We start from the raw sequence: 19,183 nt of genomic DNA, 5'->3' as shown, positions 1-19,183 counted from the left end.
AACTGAATATTATACAAATAATGTGAGTTTCGAATTAATAGAACATAGAATTTAGACTATCAAGAGAGATGTAATAGAAGGTTTATTATCAGACATTTGATAATTTTTATCAGTGCTGCAACCATATGAACAAAGGCATTTGTAACTGATCTATGCCTTGAATGCTCAAACTTACTCAATAGTTTAATTTTGCTAAAAATAGATTCTAGCAATGATCTTTTAAGCAATAATATTTTATCCAACATAGACATAAGCTTATTTTTCATATTTTTCTTTACTCTAGTTACTATAAAAACTCCTTGCTCTAAAAGTTGTTGAAATAATTTTTGTGAAATATAATCACGATCTCCAAATATTTTACCAAAAAGATTTTTTATCATCAATTCTAGCTGTTTTCTATCATCCTTATTACCAGGACTAAAAGATGCTTTAACTTATACCACCAGCTCTATTAATTATTAAATGTAGTTTGAGTCCATAGAACCAACCTTTTGTTGTTGCACCACGTGCTGCTTATACCAGCAAACACTTTATTCATTGAAATACGATATTTCTTGCATACCTCTATACTACTTGAATCTACAAAAGATAGTCCGTCACACTGATCCAAAATAGAATTTAATATTAATACTAATAGTGGTAAATGTGGACCTATTATTTTTATAAATTGGCTATAAGCTTACTAACTGAAAATCTCTTTGATGATGAATTCATATCTGTTTCAGATAAAATAGTTTTTAAAACAATCATAAGATGACTGTCAGTAACCTATTATAATCGTTATTACCTCACTTCTATGCAGTCTACTTTTTGGACCAGATTTGTTGTTATTTTGAGTCATTGAATTTGTATGCTTATCTAATTCTTGCAAATCGACGTAGCAAAATATTTCTATAAAATCTATGCTCATAGGTTATTGCTCTTTATATTATTTTTCAATAACCTATAAACTTTTTTCTAATACTGTAAAGACACTACCTTAATTCAAAACGTGTGTTTTCTCACTAATTTTATAACAAAAACAGTATTATTAATACACTCGTAACCTAGTGATTATCAGCTATAAAACGCCTTTATTAATACAAAACTCGCATAAATAATTAAATCATATTTGTAATATTTTATTGTTAGAGGATTATGTACATTATGGTAATAATCATTTACTTTATTTAATTCTCACTGCTTTGCTGCAAACGAAAAAATAGTAAAGATGTTTGTAATACAATCAACTACTATACCAAAAATCTTGCTTATCTCTTATCTTATTCCACTTTAGCAAGTTTAGTAAAAAACTGTAAAGCAAGCGGTAAGTCAATAGCCATAAAGGTACTAATGACAACAAATACTTTAATATTAGTAAGACCCAGTGCAATACCGGAAAGCAAGGTAATTAATAACGGTTTGCTTAATTGATACTCGATTGCTTGGTGCATTTTATAATAATTATCACCTATGCCCCGTACTCTTCCGACGATAGAACCGGAAAGGTTATTTTGAAAATAAGTATACGGCAAATTAAAACAGTGATTACATATTTTATTCATCATGCCTTGAAAGATATGAGGCATTGCTTTAAGTTGTGCAAAGTTATGAGCACGCCAAGCACCATCAAGCATAGCTTGTGCTGCTACAAACCATATTATCGGTTTATAACTTTGAGCAAATATAATCTTTTCATTTTGGGTAAATAAATCAAGCAAAAGCTTTACGGCATAATTATAATATAATAGGATGAAAGCCGCTTGCAATAGGCCCAGCATCATAACAAAATACCAATATTTATACGGCTTTATAACAGACCATAAAAAAGAAACAGGATAAGTTTTGATTTTCATAAGTTGAGAAATGTATGTTATTCTTAGATAAAAGCGGCCTTATTACATGGGCCCGTTTTATATCATACCTGCGTGCCCTTGTTGCATGACTCTTATGTCATTCCCGCGAAGGCGGGAATCCAGTACCTTAAAGCTTTATTTGAAAAGTAAAATTTATAAAAAAATCTTGGTCTAAAAGATTTTTTGGAAAGCTCGATTTATCTCGCTTTACCCTGGATTCCCGCCTTCGCGGGAATGACATCGATCCTTAAGTTGTCACCCATGTGCGATCAACGGAATGACATTATTGTAGATAATCTATTAATATATTAATATCAAAGGTAGCTTTCATTCGTTCCACTCATTACGTAATTTAGCCTGATATTCTAAACTATCTAGATTTTTATCTTTCCAAAGTCCAAAAGCGAAATGCCTTATTATTGTGGTCATTACTAGCAATGTAACTAGTTAAAGCTTGCCCCATAATCTTATCTCTTGATATTTTTTTCTTGGATAGTTTATCTAGAATTTTAATTTGCGAATCAGCTATATTAATAATAGTTCTCACATAATCTCCTTAGGATTTTTCCTAATTGGGATATCATATCCCTATGATACGTATTATTATCTTATATCATCCTTTAGATTTAAAATCTACAAATATTTCTCATTCTCTTCTTTAACCACAGCTATTAACTGCTCAACCGATAATACTTCTTGGTCAGTAGTTCCGAGCCTTCTAATCGCTACTTGTTTATTTTCTTGCTCTTGTTTACCGATTACTGCAATCATCGGTATTTTTTGATTAGAAAACTCACGAATCTTATAGTTAATTTTATCAGGTGAGATATTAAAATCCGTTCTTACCCCGTTATCAATTAAAGCTTTCTGCACTTCCAAAGCGTAATCGTTCAAATCGCTGGTAATAGTTGCAATAGCAACCTGCACTGGTGCAAGCCAAAGCGGAAACCTACCTGCATATTCTTCGATCAATATACCAATAAAACGCTCAAGTGAGCCAAGGATCGCTCTATGTAGCATTACGGGTCTTTTTTTCTCTCCGCTTGCTGCAACATAGCTAGCGTCTAACCGCTCCGGCAAAACAAAATCCATCTGAAGCGTACCGCATTGCCATTGCCGCCCTATCGCATCGGTTAATACAAACTCAAGCTTCGGACCGTAAAATGCCCCCTCACCTGGGTTTAGTGTATAAGTAAACCCTGCTTGTTCTACTGCTTCTTTTAAAGCATTCTCAGCCTTATCCCAAACTTCATCGCTCCCTGCTCTGACTTCAGGACGATCAGAGAATTTTACCTTTATATCAGTAAAGCCGAAATCCTTATAAACTTCAGTCAGTAATTTACAAAAACTAACCGTTTCATCGGTAATTTGTTCCTCAGCACAAAATATATGTGCATCGTCTTGCACTAAACTCCGCACCCTCATTAAACCGTGCAACGCACCGGACGCCTCATTACGATGGCACAAACCAAACTCCGACATACGAAGAGGTAAATCACGATAACTCTTGATACCTTGTTTGAAAATCTGCACGTGGCAAGGACAGTTCATCGGCTTCAAAGCTAATGTCTTGTCGTCTGTTTCTAACACAAACATATCATCACGAAACTTTGCCCAATGTCCTGAAACCTCCCAAAGGCTTTTATCGACCAAAACAGGAGTCTTAACTTCGGTATAACCGTTTTTACGAATCTTTTTCCTAATATACTGCTCAATGGTATTATATATACTCCAGCCTTTATCATGCCAAAATACCATTCCTTGAGCTTCTTCTTGGAAGTGGAATAAATCAAGCTCACGCCCAAGCTTTCTATGATCACGCTTTTCGGCTTCTTCAAGCATCAAGAGGTAACTATCTAGCTGCTCCTTCGTGGCCCAAGCAGTACCGTATATACGCTGCAACATCTCATTACGACTATCACCTCGCCAATACGCTCCTGCAACTTTCATCAACTTAAAATGCTTAACAACCCCTGTAGAAGGAGCATGCGGACCTCGGCATAGATCAATAAAATTACCTTGCCTGTATAAAGTAATTGGCTCACCTGCCGGAATTGAAGCAATAATTTCGGCTTTATAATGCTCTCCTATCGATTTAAAAAACTCTACGGCTTTATCCCTATCCCATAGCTCTCTTGTTACTTTCTCGTTCTTTTGTGAAAGTTCTTGCATTTTAGCTTCTATAACGGCTAAATCATCAGTGGTCCAAGGTTTATCACGAGCAAAATCGTAATAATAACCGTTTTCAATTGCAGGACCAATTGTTACCTGAGTTTCAGGGAATAGTTCCTTTACTGCTTCTGCTGTTAAATGTGCCGCATCGTGCCTTATTATCTCGAGACATTCAGGATCTTTCGCAGTTAAAATACGAAGCTTGCAATCATTTTCAATTACGATACTTAAGTCTTGAAGCTCACCGTTTATTTCAGCAACTATTGCTGCTTTAGCAAGTGACATTGAAATTGCATTTGCTACTTCATAGGCGGTAATGTTTTTTGCAAATTGTTTTATACTCCCATCGGGAAAGGAAATATTAATCATTCTTTTATAACTTATTTTTTCTTCAAATTTTTTACTTGTGGACCTTATCTCGTAGCTCTTATGTCATTCCTGCAAAAGCAGGAATGACACTTAGAAGACTACTTTCTTTCTTGATCTATCATAGCCATGGCATTCATAAATTCTAATACTCTTGCATCACTAAGGATCTGATCAATAGCTTTATCGTTAAAGGTTAGTCCGGCGTCTTTATTTTTTACATCAACTACTAAAGATTCACCGTCTTTTAATTCAGAATTTTTACTAAAAACTTCTATTGCCCTAAAACCGTATTGCTTTATTACTGAAGATTGTTTTCCTAGATTTAAAGCAAATTCCTTAGAATCTGCTATTTTATTAAGCACCGGTACAATAGCATTATTAGTATAATGCACAAAATTATTTATAACCGCACTCGGATCCGATAATTTTATTACGCTTTCTAGATTCAGAGGATTATCTATAGTAGGCATATCAATATCAATAGCAAAATTAAAATCATCCATTACAAGATTAGTTTTACCGGATAATTTTTTTGCTTCAGGATCAAACTCACCTTTTAAATTAAATTCGGAATTATTTATTTTTGCAAAAACACCCATTACTCTTTCCCCATCTTCTTGAGTAATAGGGCTAGTTAGTTTAAAAATTTTATCTAACTCAGCTCTTTTGTTTAAACCATTACTAAAGTAGCTTCCTAAAGCTTCAGCTGCCGTTTTTTGGTATGTTTCAGAAGGTTCTATAGTAGATTTAATATTTAAAGCAAAAGCAAAAATTTTATCTTTTTCTATATTTAATTTATATGCATTACTTTCTACTTTTCCTTTTCTTTCAATATCACAAGCAAATAAAAACGGCTTACCTTTTACTAATTCTCCTAACATCTGCATAAAAATAACAGCATGCATATTCTCATCTTGCTTTTGATCTAGAGAAAAATTTTGAATTAATAATTTCCCAAGAGCTACTAACTCATCACTATATTTTAGTTTTAATTTGGAATTATAAGAAACAGGTAAATTCAATATATCTAACTTTGTCAAACCATACTCTGGTTTGACAAAGAAAGCAGTATCAGAGTTATTAGCTATTTTATCTCTCAAAAATTCAAAAATTTTATCATATAAATTTCTTCTGTAATTTTCAGAAATAAAAGAAACAGTATTTTTTCCATCCAAAATTAACAAATTAAGGTTATCCGATGTCTTAGTATTAGTAATTACAGAATTACTAATATCACTCTCTGCTAATTTTTCTGCATCTAGAGAACTATAAAGAGTTGATTTATTGTCACTCAAGCTTAATTTCCAATAATCAGGCTCTCTATTAAACAAAGATTTTCTAAACCAAATTGTTGTATGATGATCAGGTGAGTAAAAAATATTTTTTTCATCTTGAGCGGTAGTAATTTTTACATTATTTCCGTAAGAATCAATTTTTGTAATATTCAAAAACGGTATATGTCTAATAACTATTTCATCAAAATAAAAATCTATAGGTTTTAACATTACTTTATTTAAAGTAACACTAAATCCATGTTTATTAACTTTTATTGCATCATAAGTTATATATTCTTCATATTTATCAAGAATAGAGATAATATTTTCTTTACTTTGATGTTCAAATTTATAGGCAGCATATCCCCACCCTACTAGGATTAGAACTATAAAGCTTATTATAATAAATCGTATTTTCATCTTTTTGACTGTAAAAAATTATTAAAAATCAGAAATGTTGTTCCTGAGTAGACACCTAATCGTCATTGCGAGCAGCCGTAGGCTGCGTGGCAATCTCGTCAAATATCCTGTGAGATTGCTTCGTCAATTACTTTGTAATTTTCCTCGCAATGACGAAAAACCGAACTTTGTAATAAAACCTTAAACAGTCCAAAATAGCATATATCGCTTAAAAAATATATTTATTTTTCTTTTAAACGATCAGCTATTAGCTGATATGATTCAAAAACCTTATTTGGTTCTTTTTCGAGCAATTCAAATCCCAATTTTTCATTACTGTTAATATGCCATAATCTACAATTATCCGGACTAATTTCATCAGTTAACATAATGATAGATTCTTCACCGTTAAACACACGCCCAAATTCTAATTTACACTCAACAAGCCGAATCCCGACACCAATAAATAAGCCGCTTAGAAAATCATATATACGCAAAGCCTGCTCTTTTACCGCTTTAATTTCATCCCTAGTTAACCAGCCGAAATTTAATATTTGATACTCATTAACTATCGGATATTTAAATTCACGACTTCGGACCTTAAAATCAATGATAGGTTTATCAAATACATACCCTTCATCCATTCCGAATTCTTTTACAAATCTACTGCACGCTACTGATGATATTATTACTTGTATCGGGAAAACTTCGACATATTGAATTAATTGCTCCCTCATATTTATTTTTTCGATAAAATGATTTTCAATGCCGATCATTTCCAGTTTATCCATTAGAAAGGAAGAAATATTATTATTAAGTACTCCTTTACCTGATATATCAACAGTCTCACCGGTTTCTAAAATAGCCTTATCGGAAAAAGCCATTATAAGTAAAAAATCTTCTTCGGCAGAATATAAAATTTTACTTGAACCTTCATATATTTTTTTTTTCATTTATTTGTCTCAAAATTCATTTTCCTCGTCATTGCGAGAAAATTACGAAGTAATTGACGAAGCAATCTCAGGAGCTTGTTATTATTTCATGAGATTGCCACGCAGCCTACGGCCGCTCGCAATGACGACTCTGGGATCCACACAAGCATATCATTAAAATCCTTGAAGATCATTCGGACCGATAATTGCCGACGTAGTAGTGCCACTAAATATTTTATTTGCCGTATTAATAATATCATCAGCTTTTATGCTCATGATAATTTCCATAATCTCTTCAGGAGAAATATATTTACCGAAAACAGAATAATTTTTACCTATTTCTTCTGACTTATAGGTATTTTTCTCTTGAGCCATTTGTACATTACTACGCAGTTGTGTTTTAGCTCTAAGAATCTCTTCTGTGCTTACTTGTTCAGTCATTTTTATTATTGCGTTTTTAATCTCTCTATATAATAATTCTAATTTATCATGTGCAGTGGATGCATAAATTATAAACACTCCACTATCAAAATAAGCACTATTATAACTACCTACTGCATATGCTAAACCTAATTTCTCACGAATACTTTGAAATAAACGCGATGACATACCGCCACCGAATATTATAGAAAGTAGATGGGTTTGGTAAAGCTTTTCTAAATTAATATATGATGTACCTTCAAACCCTAGCACTAAACTAGTTTGCTCTAACTCCTTATTAATAAAGCCGTTTCCACCTATATATTTTGCCGGAATAAAGCTACTTTTGACTCCTTGCTTCAAAGCAGAAAATAACTGTTCCGCTATAATTACTATTTTATCATGATCAATATTACCAGCAATTGATAAATAGAGATTTTCAGCATTATAATGTTTATCTATAAAATTAAAAAAATGTTCTTTCGTAAAAGTTGCAAGGGTTTTAGCAGTACCTAAGATTGACTTACCCAATGGTTGTTCTCTATAAACTTTATTATAAAATTTCTCATATACTAGGTCATCTGGATTATCCTGATGATGAGCAATTTCCTGCATGATCACCTGATATTCCTTAGCTATTTCCTCATCAGCAAAAATAGAATTTTGAATTATATCGGCAAGTATATTAAGTGCTTTATCACAATTTTCAGACAAGACTCGTGCATAATATACCGTATTCTCATGACCGGTATAGGCATTAAAATGTCCGCCTATAGAGTCAAACTCTTCTGCTATCTGTTTTGCCGTTCTAGTTTTTGTACCTTTAAAAGCCATATGCTCAAGAAAGTGAGATATGCCTTCCTCTTCTGCATTCTCATAACGTGCTCCAACTTTAGCAATTAAATTTATTGCTACCGAGTTAACATAAGACATATTATATGTTAAAATTGTCAAACCGTTTTTTAATTTACTAACATTAAAATTTTCTTTCATAATGTATCTTTTATTTTCTAAATCGTCATTGCGCGGAGATGCATAGCATCGACGCGGCAATCTCAGGAATTTTATATTACTTCATGAGATTGCCACGCTTCTTATAGTCGCTCGCAATGACGTTTTTTGATTTAAGCGATGACTCTCTTAACTTCGCAAGCCTTAGAAATCTTGCAACAGCAAAAATTATTGAATCTACAAAACCGTCAAAACCAAATACAAAATAGCGTCTGATAAAAAACGCTTTAAAAAACCACCATATCATTTCAGTTGTTAAACGAAAATTTGAAAGCTTTTTTCCTTGCTTAACTAAATCTTTTACTTGCTCGCTAGAATAAAAATTTGCTTTAGTGACCAACTGCTCAATTGAAGTACCCGAGTAATGATAAGCAGCTTCATTTAATAGATAAATTTTACCTGCAAAATCAACATCTTTATTAAATATTACCGAATCATGAGTAGTACTATTTACGGTATTTGCAAAGCTTGCAAATTTTGTATTATACAACCGAGTACATTTATTAAATGGAGCAAACATTCGTGGCTTTTGGTCATTACGATGCATTATTAACAGCTTTATTTGATAAGCTAAATAACGATCTTGATTATGAGAGGCAAAAATATACTCTATTTCGTCTTGTAACTCTTTAGACAACTCCTCATCGGCATCAATATTAAGAACCCAATCATTTACGCAAAGGCTTTCGGCAAAAGATTTCTGTCCTACATAACCAAGCCACGGTTTTATTACTACCTTTGCTCCTAATTTTTCAGCTATTGCTACCGTATCATCAGTACTTTCGCTATCGACCACTATCACCTCATCAGTAATATTTTTTACGCTATTTATAGCTCGTGCTACCCTTGCGGATTCATTTTTGGTAATAATAAATGCTGAGATTTTTTCAGTTAACGACTTATTCATAATGCGTATACATTCTAAGAATTTTTACAACTTTTTCTTGTTTATAAACTTCATAAACCAACCTATGTTGAATATTAATTCTTCTTGAATAGCAACCGCTAAAGTCACCAACGAGCTTTTCATATGGAGGGTAAATTTTCCAAGGATCAGTACTAACTATGTTTAATAAAACTTCTACTTTATTCTTTAAACCGGCTTGCACTATTTTCTTAGCATCTTTTTGTGCTTGTGTAGTATAACGAATTATATACATTTATAAAAAATTACCAATTTAATTTATCGCTACACTTTTCTATAGGCTCTGCTCGTCCTGCAATTATAGACTTGTGCATATTTGGAATAGATAATAAATATAAAGTTTCTTCCATATTACGATAATCTTCTTCTGAAATTATAACTACATTATTTCTTTTACCTTTAATATAAACAGGTTTGTGTACATCAGAAACATAATCTATAAGTTTATAAAGCTTACTTCTTGCTTCGCTTGTATTATATATTTCCATTATTTTTTCCTTATAGTTAGTGAGACTTAATATTAATAACGTACTATAAACAGTACGTTTTGTCAAGGTTATATTCCTACTATCACCCTAAACACCAGCTTAACTACATAAGTTAAAAGTAATGTGGATAATAATCCGCTAAGCCATAGGATAATAAACCATTGCCACCCTTTGAGACAAGAGGTTATTTTTTTAAATTTTTTAATATATTGGATGATGAGATGATTTGCCACGGAATATATAATAACAATAGAATGTGTAGCCAAGTATGACAGGTAGGAATATCCCAGCCCCTATCAACAGTAAAGACTGTGACTCCGGCGCTGCTGCTGCAGTTTCAAGCGTAACTTTATAAGGAACGATATATGGCCATATGCTTATCGCGAGCCCTAAATATCCTAATAAAAATAACAAGATCGTATAAATAAACGGCTTTACTTCTTTTTTCTGCTTAACGGCTTTAATTAACTTGATAAATATTAAAGCAGTTACAATAGGTACAATAGATAAATAGTAAATATTAGGTACACTAAACCAACGATGATGTATGTGGTTATTTAAGAAAGGAACCCATAAGCTTACAAGCCCCATAAAAAGTGCAACGTAAAATAAAATATATAAAGCAGATTTATAAGCCCAATCTTGTGTTGTCTTTTCTGTTTTCAGAATAAGCCAAGTAGCACCCAGGAGTGCATAACCGAATATTAATGCTATCCCCGTCATAACGGAAAAGGGAGTAAGAAAATCAAAGCTTCCTCCCGCAAATTCTCGTCCTTCTATCTCTATTCCTTGGACAAACGTACCAAGCATTAAACCTTGACAAAAAACAGCAAGCATAGAACCGAAATGAAAAGCGTAGTCCCAAATATAACGATGACCTATATGAGCCTTAAAACGGAATTCAAAAGCCACACCACGAAATATTAGACCGAGTAACATCAATATAATAGGAATATATAAAGCCGGCATTAATAGCGAATATGCCAACGGGAAAGCCGCAAATAAACCACCGCCGCCAAGTACTAACCAAGTTTCGTTACCGTCCCAAAAAGGAGCAATAGAATTGATCATTTTATGACGGCAATCATCGGTAGGTGCAAACGGAAATAAGATTCCTACTCCTAAATCAAAACCGTCTAATAAAACATATAAACAAATAGCGGTAGCTATAAGCACACCCCAAACAAGCGGTAAATCTATATAAGGTGCAAAATTTAACATAAGCTTATTACTTTTCTAATAATGGGTTATTCAAACCACTCTCTCCGTACATTTCTTTATTATCTATCGCTTCTATACCTTTCTTTATCAAATGCATTATATAATATATACCCGCTCCGAAAATGAGCACATACACTACTATAAAAGCAATTAGAGAAATAAATACATATTTGCCGAGTACCGGTGATACCGTATCCACGGTTTTTAAAATATTATATACTATATAAGGTTGTCTACCTACCTCGGTTACGAACCAACCGGCAAGTACTGCAATAAAACCTGAAGGTGACATTAATATATACCAATATTGAAACCAATGTGTAGTATATAATCTTTTCTTCAAGTAAAGATATAACCCCGCAATACCTGTAAATACCATTAAGCAACCGATTCCTACCATAATACGAAAGCTAAAAAATACTACTGCAACCGGCGGACGCTCTTCTTTTGTCCATTCTTTTAATCCTTTCACTTCACCGTCTAAGCTATGCGTTAAGATTAAACTACTAGCATAAGGTATTTCTACAGCATATTTTGTTTTCTCTTCTTCCCCGTCAGGAAAGCCGATAAGATTAAAAGCTGCTCCTTTTGCTGTATTCCAAATACCTTCCATAGCCGAGACCTTGACCGGCTGATATTTAAGAGTATTTAAACCATGCAGATCACCAATAACTATTTGAATAGGTGCAACGATTAACGCCATTAACACCGCCATAAAAAGCATAATTTTAGCATGCTCTTTATAACGATTATTTAGTAAATAAAAGCTAGCTACACCACCGATAACAAAAGAAGTAGTTAAATAAGCCGCCGTAATCATATGGAAAAAGCGATATGGGAAAGAAGAGTTAAAGATAATTTCTAGCCAATTTAAAGGATAAAAGAATCCTTCGCCTCGCAGTTCAAAACCAGCAGGCGTATGCATCCAGCTACTAGCTGCAAGTATCCAAAAAGCTGAGATTACAGTACCAACGGCAACTATTAACGTAGAAATAAAATGTACTTTTTTACTGACTTTATTAAAGCCGAATAACATTATACCTAAAAAAGAAGATTCGAGGAAAAAGGCAGTAAATACTTCAAAACCGAGAAGCGGACCGAGGACATTTCCAACCTTATCTGAAAAATTCGACCAGTTAGTACCGAATTGATAAGACATTACAACGCCCGAAACTACTCCCATACCGAAAGTAACGGCAAAAATCTTCACCCAAAATTTGTATATTTCTTGATAAACCGGCTTTTTTGTTTTTAACCATAACCCTTCAATTACCGCTAAAAAGCTTGCAAGCCCTATAGTAAAAGCAGGGAATATTATATGAAAACTTATGGTAAAAGCAAATTGAATCCTTGATAATAATACTTGATCAAATTCCATATTTAAGCTGCTGTTTTAAGATAATAAGCTTTGTGGCAATAACAATATACTTCCAATGTAATAACGTATACTTAATACGTAAGTACCACAGTACTTATAGGACGACGTAGCCAATTTTTCAAATTAAACGAGTATACAGTATTTGATTTAATCATCCACCTTTGCTATTATTAAATTCTATCTGATTAGCTTTAACAAATTTTCCTTTTTCGGAGTTCCAATTATAATGAACATTTACTATTCTTACTTCTGTAACATTAATATCACCATTGGGCAATTGCGTTACATCATACCCTTTTCGGATAGAATCCGTAATTAATAAACTTGCTTGACAAATATATTTTACATCAAAGAACGGAGAATCGTCTTCCGTAGACTTTTCTTGTTCTTCTAAAAAATTATTAGATAATTCTTTTTCTTGCATTTCTAATGATGTTGAAGTTATTTTCTGAACTTTGTAGCATTATTTAAGGTAAGAAGCAAGGCTTGTTTATTATTTTCCACAGATTTAATATTTTTAGGTATATTTTTGCAAAATAATTAAATTAAAATATGCTCCAAAATAACACGAATCAATATATTATTTTAAAATCGAGGTACATTATCGTGATAAAATACCCTACTTTATCTAAATCAACATTTAGCTTAGGTATTTATTTTTTAAAATTCGATAAAGTTAAAATGACTTTATTGACTGTAATTTGTATTTTACTTGGTATAATTCCGGCGATTGATAGTATATTACTTCAGAAAATCATTGATTTAATAGAATCTTTCAGCGATGAGAACGCTAATAATCTTTTATCTTCCATGATTTACTGGGCAGTATTTTATGCTCTTTGGTGGGAGAGTATTAATATAGCATACCGTTCATATGATTATTTGTATATCAAGACTATGCCCGTAATAAAAGGGAAAATACTAAATGAACTTTATAATTATACCCAATATCATAGCCATAAATTCTTTCAGGATAATCTAGCAGGACATATTAGCAATCGTATTACCGAAACTGCAAGATCGTTTGAGATGATTATTTCAATATTCGGTGAAAAAATTCTTCGTAAACTCGCTATTATTGTATTTGCATTAATTGCTTTATATTCGGTACATTACGTTTTTGCTACGATATTTATTTTATGGATTACGTTTTTTTTAGGACTTAGTGTTCTTTTCTCGGATAAAATCAATAAATACTCATTAAATTATGCTAAAAGCCAATCTTTTGTTGCCGGTAGTATCGTAGATGCAATTAGCAACATTAATGCGGTTAGAATGTTTACAGCCCATAAATTTGAACGTCAATATCTAGAAACAAGAGTAGAAAATGCCGTAGCCGATGAGCAGACTATGCAATTCTTTATGTTCAAATTGCGTTATGCTCTTGGGACTTCTTGTTCAATAATGATTTTTATAATGATTTATTATTTATCTAAAATTCGTAGCGAATTATCTATAAGCATAGGTGATTGCGTATTAGTGCTAACATTATGTATAAATGTAGCAGACGATATTTGGGATTTAACGCAAGAAATCGGTGATATGTTCGAGCAGGTCGGGGCATTTAATCAAGGCTTATCTTTAATGGCACCACATATTATAACTGATATTGAAAACGCTACTCCATTAGATATCAAAGAAGGGGTTATTGAATTTAGAAATGTTACATTTAATTATCATCATAATAACAATCTATTTTATAATAAATCGGTATTAATACCGAGTAAACAAAAAGTAGGACTAGTGGGATTTTCAGGTTCAGGGAAAACCACTTTTATTAGTTTACTCACTAGGTTACATGATATAGAAGAAGGAATGATTTTAATAGATAATCAAAATATTAAAAACGTAACTCAAGATTCTTTAAGAAAAGCCATTAGCCTTATACCTCAAGAACCGGTGCTTTTTCATCGTACCATTTTGGACAATATCAGATACGGAAAAAAAGAAGCTACTCTTGAGGAGGTTATAGAAGCAGCAAAAGCTGCACATATTCATGATGTTATCGATAATCTACCGGACGGTTACGATACTATGTGCGGTGAACGGGGGAATAACTTATCAGGCGGTCAGCGTCAAAAAATTATCATAGCAAGAGCCATCTTAAAAAATGCTCCTATTTTAATTCTCGATGAAGCAACAAGTAGCTTAGATAGCAAGACGGAAAGCCTGATTCAAGAGTCAATAGATTATTTAATGCAAAATAAAACCGTGATAGTCATTGCCCACAGATTATCTACTTTACTCAATATGGATAGAATTTTAGTTTTTGAAAAGGGAAGTATAATCGATGACGGTAGCCATGCAGCATTACTAAAAAATAGTAAGCTATATCAAAAATTATGGAACTCTCAAGTTAAAGGGTTAATAGTGTGAGGAGGTATTACCTATGTATTATGTCATTCCTGTGAAAGCAGGAATGACATAATACCAGCCTCAACCTTTAAACTAAATCATTATGAGCCACTGTTTCTCCTGTTGCTTCAACTTTAAGTGGTCCGTGCTCTGTCATCGCTTTTATTACACTCTCAAGTAATTCTATCTTATCTGTAGCGTTACTATCAATAATATCTTCAATTTTTAAAATACATAAAAACTCTAAAGGCGGTATCAATTTAGCTATCTTTTCTCCTAATTCTATTAATGGTTGTTTTATAGAATCATCCGAATCCAAACTCATTTGACCATTTATATAGTTCTAATAGGCTTTTAATATACTCATCCTCAAAAACATCTTTTGCAACCGGTAATATTGCTGCTTTCCATTGAACAAATGCAGCTAAATCTTTCTTGTCAATAACCTTAATTTTCTTGTAATCATTCTTACGAAATGCGGATTTAAGCGTTAAAAGAGCTTTCAAAGGTTCATAAATTGCTTCCTTGTCGGACCATTTGACCGTCAGGATCGAGTATATCCGGATTAGCACCATACGCGAACAATTTAGTTACCATGGCTATATTTAGGTATAGGAACGTACATATTTCTAAATAAGTCATATTGTCACCTGTTACGTAATTAGGATCCGCACCATTTTCAATTAGAAATGCTGCTATATCAAAATGTTGAGCTGTTAGGGCAGTGTGAAAAACGGTCATACCGCTCTGTTGTGGTCAAGGATTATATTTGCACCTTGTGCAAGTAAAAGCCTTACTATCCCTTTCTGATTATTATGACACACAAAATATAAAAAAGATTGAGCCTCACCTTCCAATGTATATACTTCTGTATTTGGATCAATATTTAAAGCGGTTAAAATACTATCAACTAAATCATAATCACCTTGACAAATTGCTTTAACTATAGCAGTGTCAGGAGATCTTGCTATTTTATCTACAGTGCAGTATGCCATATTGTACACACTAGAAATATTTGTATTTGGATCTTCAATCAAAGCTTTGAATTCTTTGACAAAACTTTCTCTAAAAAATTCATATCTTCATATCTTTTTATTTTATATATATTATTAAATCCCATACTTTGCTGTTCTTCTATATCTTTACTGCTTAATATCTCATGAAATTTATTTCTAATGATATCATCGGTTATCATAGTATTTCCCTTAATGATTCAATTGATAGTATTTTGTATCGTACAGAAAAAAATTATTTTATCAACAAATAGTTTATTTATTAGTAAGCAATCAATAAACTAAAATATTATATTAAATATTGTCATATGATGTTATAATCACTTTTTTAGCCACTACACTAATATTTAAACAATGAAACTATCTGATTTTGACTTTGATTTACCAAGCGAACTGATCGCACAATATCCATCTAGTGAACGTGATAACTCAGATTTACTAATTGCTGTTACGCCGCCTATTAAAACCAAATTCTACAACATAATAGATTACTTAAAAGAAGGGGACTTATTAGTCTTTAATAATAGTAAGGTAATAAAAGCAAAGTTAAATTTGGGGAAAAATATTACAATAAATTTGAATCAAAAATTATCAGATGATAGTTGGTCGGCTTTTGCTAAACCAGCTCGAAAGCTTCATGTAAATGATGAATTTTATTTTGATAATCATAAGGTAATTATTACCGAAAAACTTGCAATGGGTGAGATTAAAGTAAAATTTGAGCTTAATGATATTTCTGTATTCGAGTTCTTAAATAAATACGGTGAGATGCCGCTACCGGTTTATATTAGGCGTTCACACTCATTATGTCATCCCGTGGCTACGACCACAGGATCCAAAAAATATTTAAATAATGACTGGATACCGTGGTCAAACCACGGAATGACAAACACTCCAAAACGACAACGACCGCTATCAAACTGTCTATAGCCAAATAGAAGGTTCAGTTGCAGCACCGACGGCAGGCTTGCATTTTACAAAGGATATACTTAATAAGCTTAAGGCAGAAGGCATACAAGCTACATTTTTAACATTACATGTGGGAGCTGGAACTTTTTTACCTGTAAAAACCGAAAATATTCATGAACATAAAATGCATACCGAATATTGCTCTATTACTCCTGATACTGCTGAAATCATCAATAAAGCAAAGCAAGAAGGGAAACGTATTATCGCAGTCGGCACTACAACACTTAGAACACTTGAGAGTTCTTGCAATAACGGCATCGTAAAAGCAGGTAGCTTTGAAACCGATATTTTCATAACCCCAGGTTTTAAATTTCAAACAGCCGATATGCTACTTACTAATTTCCATTTTCCTAAATCTACTTTATTTATGCTTATATGTGCTTTTGCCGGATTTAAAGAGATGCATGAATTATATAAATATGCTATAAAAGAAGCAATGCGTTTTTTTAGCTACGGCGATGCAACGCTTTTATGTAGGAAATAATAATCACAACCGTCATTGCGAGCGACTAAAAGGAGCGTGGCAATCTAGCAAAAATAACAAAAAAACGCTAAAGGTTAGCATTTTTCACTGGATCCCGTGGCTACGACCACGGGATGACGGAGGTGAAATTGATCCACGCAACAAAGCCTTCCTGCTTTTAGCTAGGAACGACATTTTAGAAAAAACCTATAACAAACTAGATAAAAAATATTTTGGATGATTAAATCCTCTATTTCATTAATACTAGATTCAAAACAAACTGCTTTACGAGAAGAATTAAAACAGCTGGCAGCAGCACTTAATAAGCCTAAAAGTTTATTCAAATTCTTTAATCAAAACAACTTAAAAAGCGGAATTTATTTATACGGTCCGGTGGGCAACGGTAAAACTATGCTCATGAATTCTTTTTTTGAAGAATTAACCACACCTAAAATAATAATACATTATCAGAACTTTATGCAGGAAATTCATAAATCTATGCATAAATTACAAACAGCAAATCAGAAAGATGTCATCCCTAAAATTGCTAAAAACTATGCTAAACAAACTAAAGTGTTATGTATAGATGAGTTTGAAATTAAAGATATTACTAATGCAATGATAATCGGTAGATTATTTAATGCATTAATAAAGCAAAATATTTTTATTTTTATAACTTCTAACACGAGTCCCAATAATCTGTACAAAGACGGATTACAACGAGAATCTTTCTTACCTTTTATAAAGATAATCAATAATACATTTTATGTTAAATATCTAGATAATCACCATGATTATCGATTTGATAAAGCGTTAGGATTTAAAGAGGCAAGGATAATTTATCCTTTAACTTTAGAAAACCAAAACAAACTTGAAAAAATTATCACGGATATTAGTGATAATAATCTTGCTCCTCAAAATATACAGGTTCTAGGTAGAGAAATATCCTTTCAAAAAGTGCATAAAAGAATATTAGTAACAGATTATAATGAATTATGTACAAGAGACTTAAGCTATATCGATTATGTTAATATTTGCCAAAATTTCAACGTTATTATAGTGGGGAACGTTCATACTATCGATGCTAACGATACAAATACAGCCGTTAGATTTATCAACTTTATCGATAATGCCTATTTCTATAAAATACTCTTATTTATGAGCCTAGAAGATAACCCAAATAAAATATATCAAGGTTCAGCACGAGCCGCAGAATTTAAACGCACTATTTCAAGACTAAATGAAATGAATAGCGAATCTTATTTATTCAATAATGATTTTAAGAATTAACTTCCTTGAGAGGTTGAAATGGATATTATAGTAAATCACCTTAAATTAAGTACGATTTCTATTTTATCTTTTAATTTCTTATAAATCTCACCTAAGTTAAGATGATTTACTATATTCTTTCAAAAATCTTATCAATTTTCGCTAAAAAAGCTCTTTAATTACTAATTAAAATTTATTTACAGGACCTCTAAGAAACTTAATAAATTCATCAATATTGATCTTTATATCGTCTTCTAAATGCTCGTCTGTTGTCTGATCTACATAAAAAGGATAATAATCGCATGACATATAATTTGCCATTCTTTTATAACAACTTCTAGAGGGAGTTGTACCATAATCAATCTCTACTACTTTGCATTTTGGAGCCGCAAAAATGAAAGTTAGCAAATCCTGATCCGTGCGGCCCAACTATTATTTTTGCTTTATTAAAAAGCTGGGCCTGTTCATACGGGGAGGATAGCTCTAGATATATTACTTTAAAACCGAATCTCTCAATTTTTTCTATTAATTCCTCTTCATTAACTATTTTGCGGGTAGAAGCGTATTTACGAGCAATATATATTTTATCGTATGCTTTACTATTATCTTTAATAAAAATATTTCTTAAATCTTTTTTTAACCATAAAGGCAAAGGCGTACCTTGTACTGGAATAAACGGTACAGATGGAA

Annotated in this window: 20 protein-coding genes and 6 pseudogenes; 4 read left to right on the top strand and 22 right to left on the bottom strand. The window is 32.3% G+C overall.

Annotated elements, in window-relative coordinates:
• Positions 1–59 precede the first annotated feature (59 nt).
• The 15 genes and pseudogenes from RMA_RS11645 to RMA_RS01575 all read right to left on the bottom strand — a co-directional run.
• A pseudogene (locus RMA_RS11645) lies at positions 60–416 on the bottom strand (transposase); the annotation flags it as partial.
• Between the two features lie 13 nt (positions 417–429).
• Positions 430–501: pseudogene (locus RMA_RS12195) on the bottom strand (transposase); the annotation flags it as partial.
• Between the two features lie 25 nt (positions 502–526).
• Positions 527–610: pseudogene (locus RMA_RS12190) on the bottom strand (hypothetical protein); the annotation flags it as partial.
• 652 nt (positions 611–1,262) lie between these two features.
• Positions 1,263–1,835, bottom strand: coding sequence for a multidrug ABC transporter ATPase (locus RMA_RS01630; RefSeq protein WP_238375524.1), 573 nt, complete (start codon positions 1,833–1,835; stop codon positions 1,263–1,265).
• A 327-nt stretch (positions 1,836–2,162) separates the two neighbouring features.
• A pseudogene (locus tag RMA_RS01625) lies at positions 2,163–2,382 on the bottom strand (hypothetical protein).
• An 86-nt stretch (positions 2,383–2,468) separates the two neighbouring features.
• Positions 2,469–4,376, bottom strand: coding sequence for a threonine--tRNA ligase (thrS, locus tag RMA_RS01620; RefSeq protein ID WP_041404550.1), 1,908 nt, complete (start codon positions 4,374–4,376; stop codon positions 2,469–2,471).
• Between the two features lie 98 nt (positions 4,377–4,474).
• Positions 4,475–6,070, bottom strand: a complete 1,596-nt coding sequence (locus tag RMA_RS01615) for a hypothetical protein (protein ID WP_012152541.1) — start codon at positions 6,068–6,070, stop codon at positions 4,475–4,477.
• A gap of 221 nt (positions 6,071–6,291) precedes the next feature.
• Complete coding sequence (locus RMA_RS01610) at positions 6,292–7,002, bottom strand: phosphoribosylaminoimidazolesuccinocarboxamide synthase (protein ID WP_012152540.1); 711 nt, start codon at positions 7,000–7,002, stop codon at positions 6,292–6,294.
• Positions 7,003–7,155: 153 nt separating this feature from the next.
• Entirely contained in the window at positions 7,156–8,394 is a 1,239-nt protein-coding gene (locus RMA_RS01605) for a M16 family metallopeptidase (protein ID WP_041404549.1), read from the bottom strand.
• A gap of 76 nt (positions 8,395–8,470) precedes the next feature.
• Complete coding sequence (locus RMA_RS01600) at positions 8,471–9,319, bottom strand: glycosyltransferase family 2 protein (protein ID WP_041404548.1); 849 nt, start codon at positions 9,317–9,319, stop codon at positions 8,471–8,473.
• Complete coding sequence (locus RMA_RS01595) at positions 9,312–9,572, bottom strand: Txe/YoeB family addiction module toxin (protein ID WP_012152537.1); 261 nt, start codon at positions 9,570–9,572, stop codon at positions 9,312–9,314. Before RMA_RS01595 ends, RMA_RS01600 begins: the two co-directional genes overlap by 8 nt.
• A gap of 10 nt (positions 9,573–9,582) precedes the next feature.
• On the bottom strand, positions 9,583–9,825 hold the full coding sequence (locus RMA_RS01590) for a type II toxin-antitoxin system Phd/YefM family antitoxin (protein ID WP_041404547.1): 243 nt from the start codon (positions 9,823–9,825) through the stop codon (positions 9,583–9,585).
• Positions 9,826–10,026: 201 nt separating this feature from the next.
• Positions 10,027–11,046 (bottom strand): cytochrome d ubiquinol oxidase subunit II, encoded by a 1,020-nt coding sequence (cydB, locus tag RMA_RS01585; protein WP_012152535.1) that lies wholly within the window; start codon positions 11,044–11,046, stop codon positions 10,027–10,029.
• A gap of 7 nt (positions 11,047–11,053) precedes the next feature.
• Entirely contained in the window at positions 11,054–12,424 is a 1,371-nt protein-coding gene (locus RMA_RS01580; protein WP_012152534.1) for a cytochrome ubiquinol oxidase subunit I, read from the bottom strand.
• Positions 12,425–12,575: 151 nt separating this feature from the next.
• Positions 12,576–12,848 carry a DUF2671 domain-containing protein gene (locus tag RMA_RS01575; RefSeq protein ID WP_041404546.1) on the bottom strand — a complete coding sequence of 91 codons (273 nt, stop codon included), beginning with the start codon at positions 12,846–12,848 and terminating at the stop codon, positions 12,576–12,578.
• A gap of 182 nt (positions 12,849–13,030) precedes the next feature.
• On the opposite strand from RMA_RS01575, the gene RMA_RS01570 reads away from it, so the two are divergent.
• Positions 13,031–14,800 (top strand): ABC transporter ATP-binding protein, encoded by a 1,770-nt coding sequence (locus RMA_RS01570; RefSeq protein WP_041404545.1) that lies wholly within the window; start codon positions 13,031–13,033, stop codon positions 14,798–14,800.
• Positions 14,801–14,867: 67 nt separating this feature from the next.
• On the opposite strand, the gene RMA_RS10605 is transcribed toward RMA_RS01570, so the two are convergent.
• From RMA_RS10605 to RMA_RS10585, 5 genes and pseudogenes are all read right to left on the bottom strand, one after another.
• Complete coding sequence (locus RMA_RS10605; protein WP_041404544.1) at positions 14,868–15,104, bottom strand: hypothetical protein; 237 nt, start codon at positions 15,102–15,104, stop codon at positions 14,868–14,870.
• The gene (locus RMA_RS10600; RefSeq protein ID WP_238375523.1) at positions 15,085–15,285 is read right to left on the bottom strand and encodes a hypothetical protein; all 201 of its coding nucleotides are present in this window, start codon (positions 15,283–15,285) and stop codon (positions 15,085–15,087) included. Before RMA_RS10600 ends, RMA_RS10605 begins: the two co-directional genes overlap by 20 nt.
• Before the next feature lie 4 nt (positions 15,286–15,289).
• Positions 15,290–15,520, bottom strand: a complete 231-nt coding sequence (locus RMA_RS10595; RefSeq protein WP_238375522.1) for an ankyrin repeat domain-containing protein — start codon at positions 15,518–15,520, stop codon at positions 15,290–15,292.
• The gene (locus RMA_RS10590) at positions 15,517–15,774 is read right to left on the bottom strand and encodes a hypothetical protein (protein ID WP_238375521.1); all 258 of its coding nucleotides are present in this window, start codon (positions 15,772–15,774) and stop codon (positions 15,517–15,519) included. The genes RMA_RS10595 and RMA_RS10590 overlap by 4 nt, the downstream gene beginning before the upstream one ends.
• 33 nt (positions 15,775–15,807) lie before the next feature.
• A pseudogene (locus RMA_RS10585) lies at positions 15,808–15,974 on the bottom strand (ankyrin repeat domain-containing protein); the annotation flags it as partial.
• 172 nt (positions 15,975–16,146) lie between these two features.
• Here RMA_RS10585 and queA point away from each other — a divergent pair.
• The 3 genes and pseudogenes from queA (at position 16,147) to zapE (ending at position 18,514) form a co-directional block, all read left to right on the top strand.
• Positions 16,147–17,245 (top strand): annotated as a pseudogene (gene queA / locus RMA_RS01540) (tRNA preQ1(34) S-adenosylmethionine ribosyltransferase-isomerase QueA).
• The gene (locus tag RMA_RS08015) at positions 17,220–17,465 is read left to right on the top strand and encodes a hypothetical protein (protein ID WP_081427863.1); all 246 of its coding nucleotides are present in this window, start codon (positions 17,220–17,222) and stop codon (positions 17,463–17,465) included. Before queA ends, RMA_RS08015 begins: the two are co-directional and overlap by 26 nt.
• Positions 17,462–18,514 (top strand): cell division protein ZapE, encoded by a 1,053-nt coding sequence (gene zapE / locus RMA_RS01530; protein WP_041404543.1) that lies wholly within the window; start codon positions 17,462–17,464, stop codon positions 18,512–18,514. Before RMA_RS08015 ends, zapE begins: the two co-directional genes overlap by 4 nt.
• A gap of 165 nt (positions 18,515–18,679) precedes the next feature.
• On the opposite strand, the gene RMA_RS11640 is transcribed toward zapE, so the two are convergent.
• Both RMA_RS11640 and RMA_RS10580 read right to left on the bottom strand, forming a co-directional pair.
• Positions 18,680–18,814: a hypothetical protein gene (locus RMA_RS11640; protein WP_269208680.1), complete on the bottom strand. Its 135-nt coding sequence runs from the start codon at positions 18,812–18,814 to the stop codon at positions 18,680–18,682.
• Between the two features lie 37 nt (positions 18,815–18,851).
• Entirely contained in the window at positions 18,852–19,145 is a 294-nt protein-coding gene (locus RMA_RS10580; RefSeq protein ID WP_238375519.1) for a glycosyltransferase family 61 protein, read from the bottom strand.
• Positions 19,146–19,183: the final 38 nt, after the last annotated feature.

It is taken from the genome of Rickettsia massiliae MTU5 (assembly GCF_000016625.1).
Classification (GTDB): domain Bacteria; phylum Pseudomonadota; class Alphaproteobacteria; order Rickettsiales; family Rickettsiaceae; genus Rickettsia; species Rickettsia rickettsii.
The sequence above is the reverse complement of the archived record's forward strand: the minus strand, read 5'-3'. Positions and strand labels throughout refer to the sequence as shown.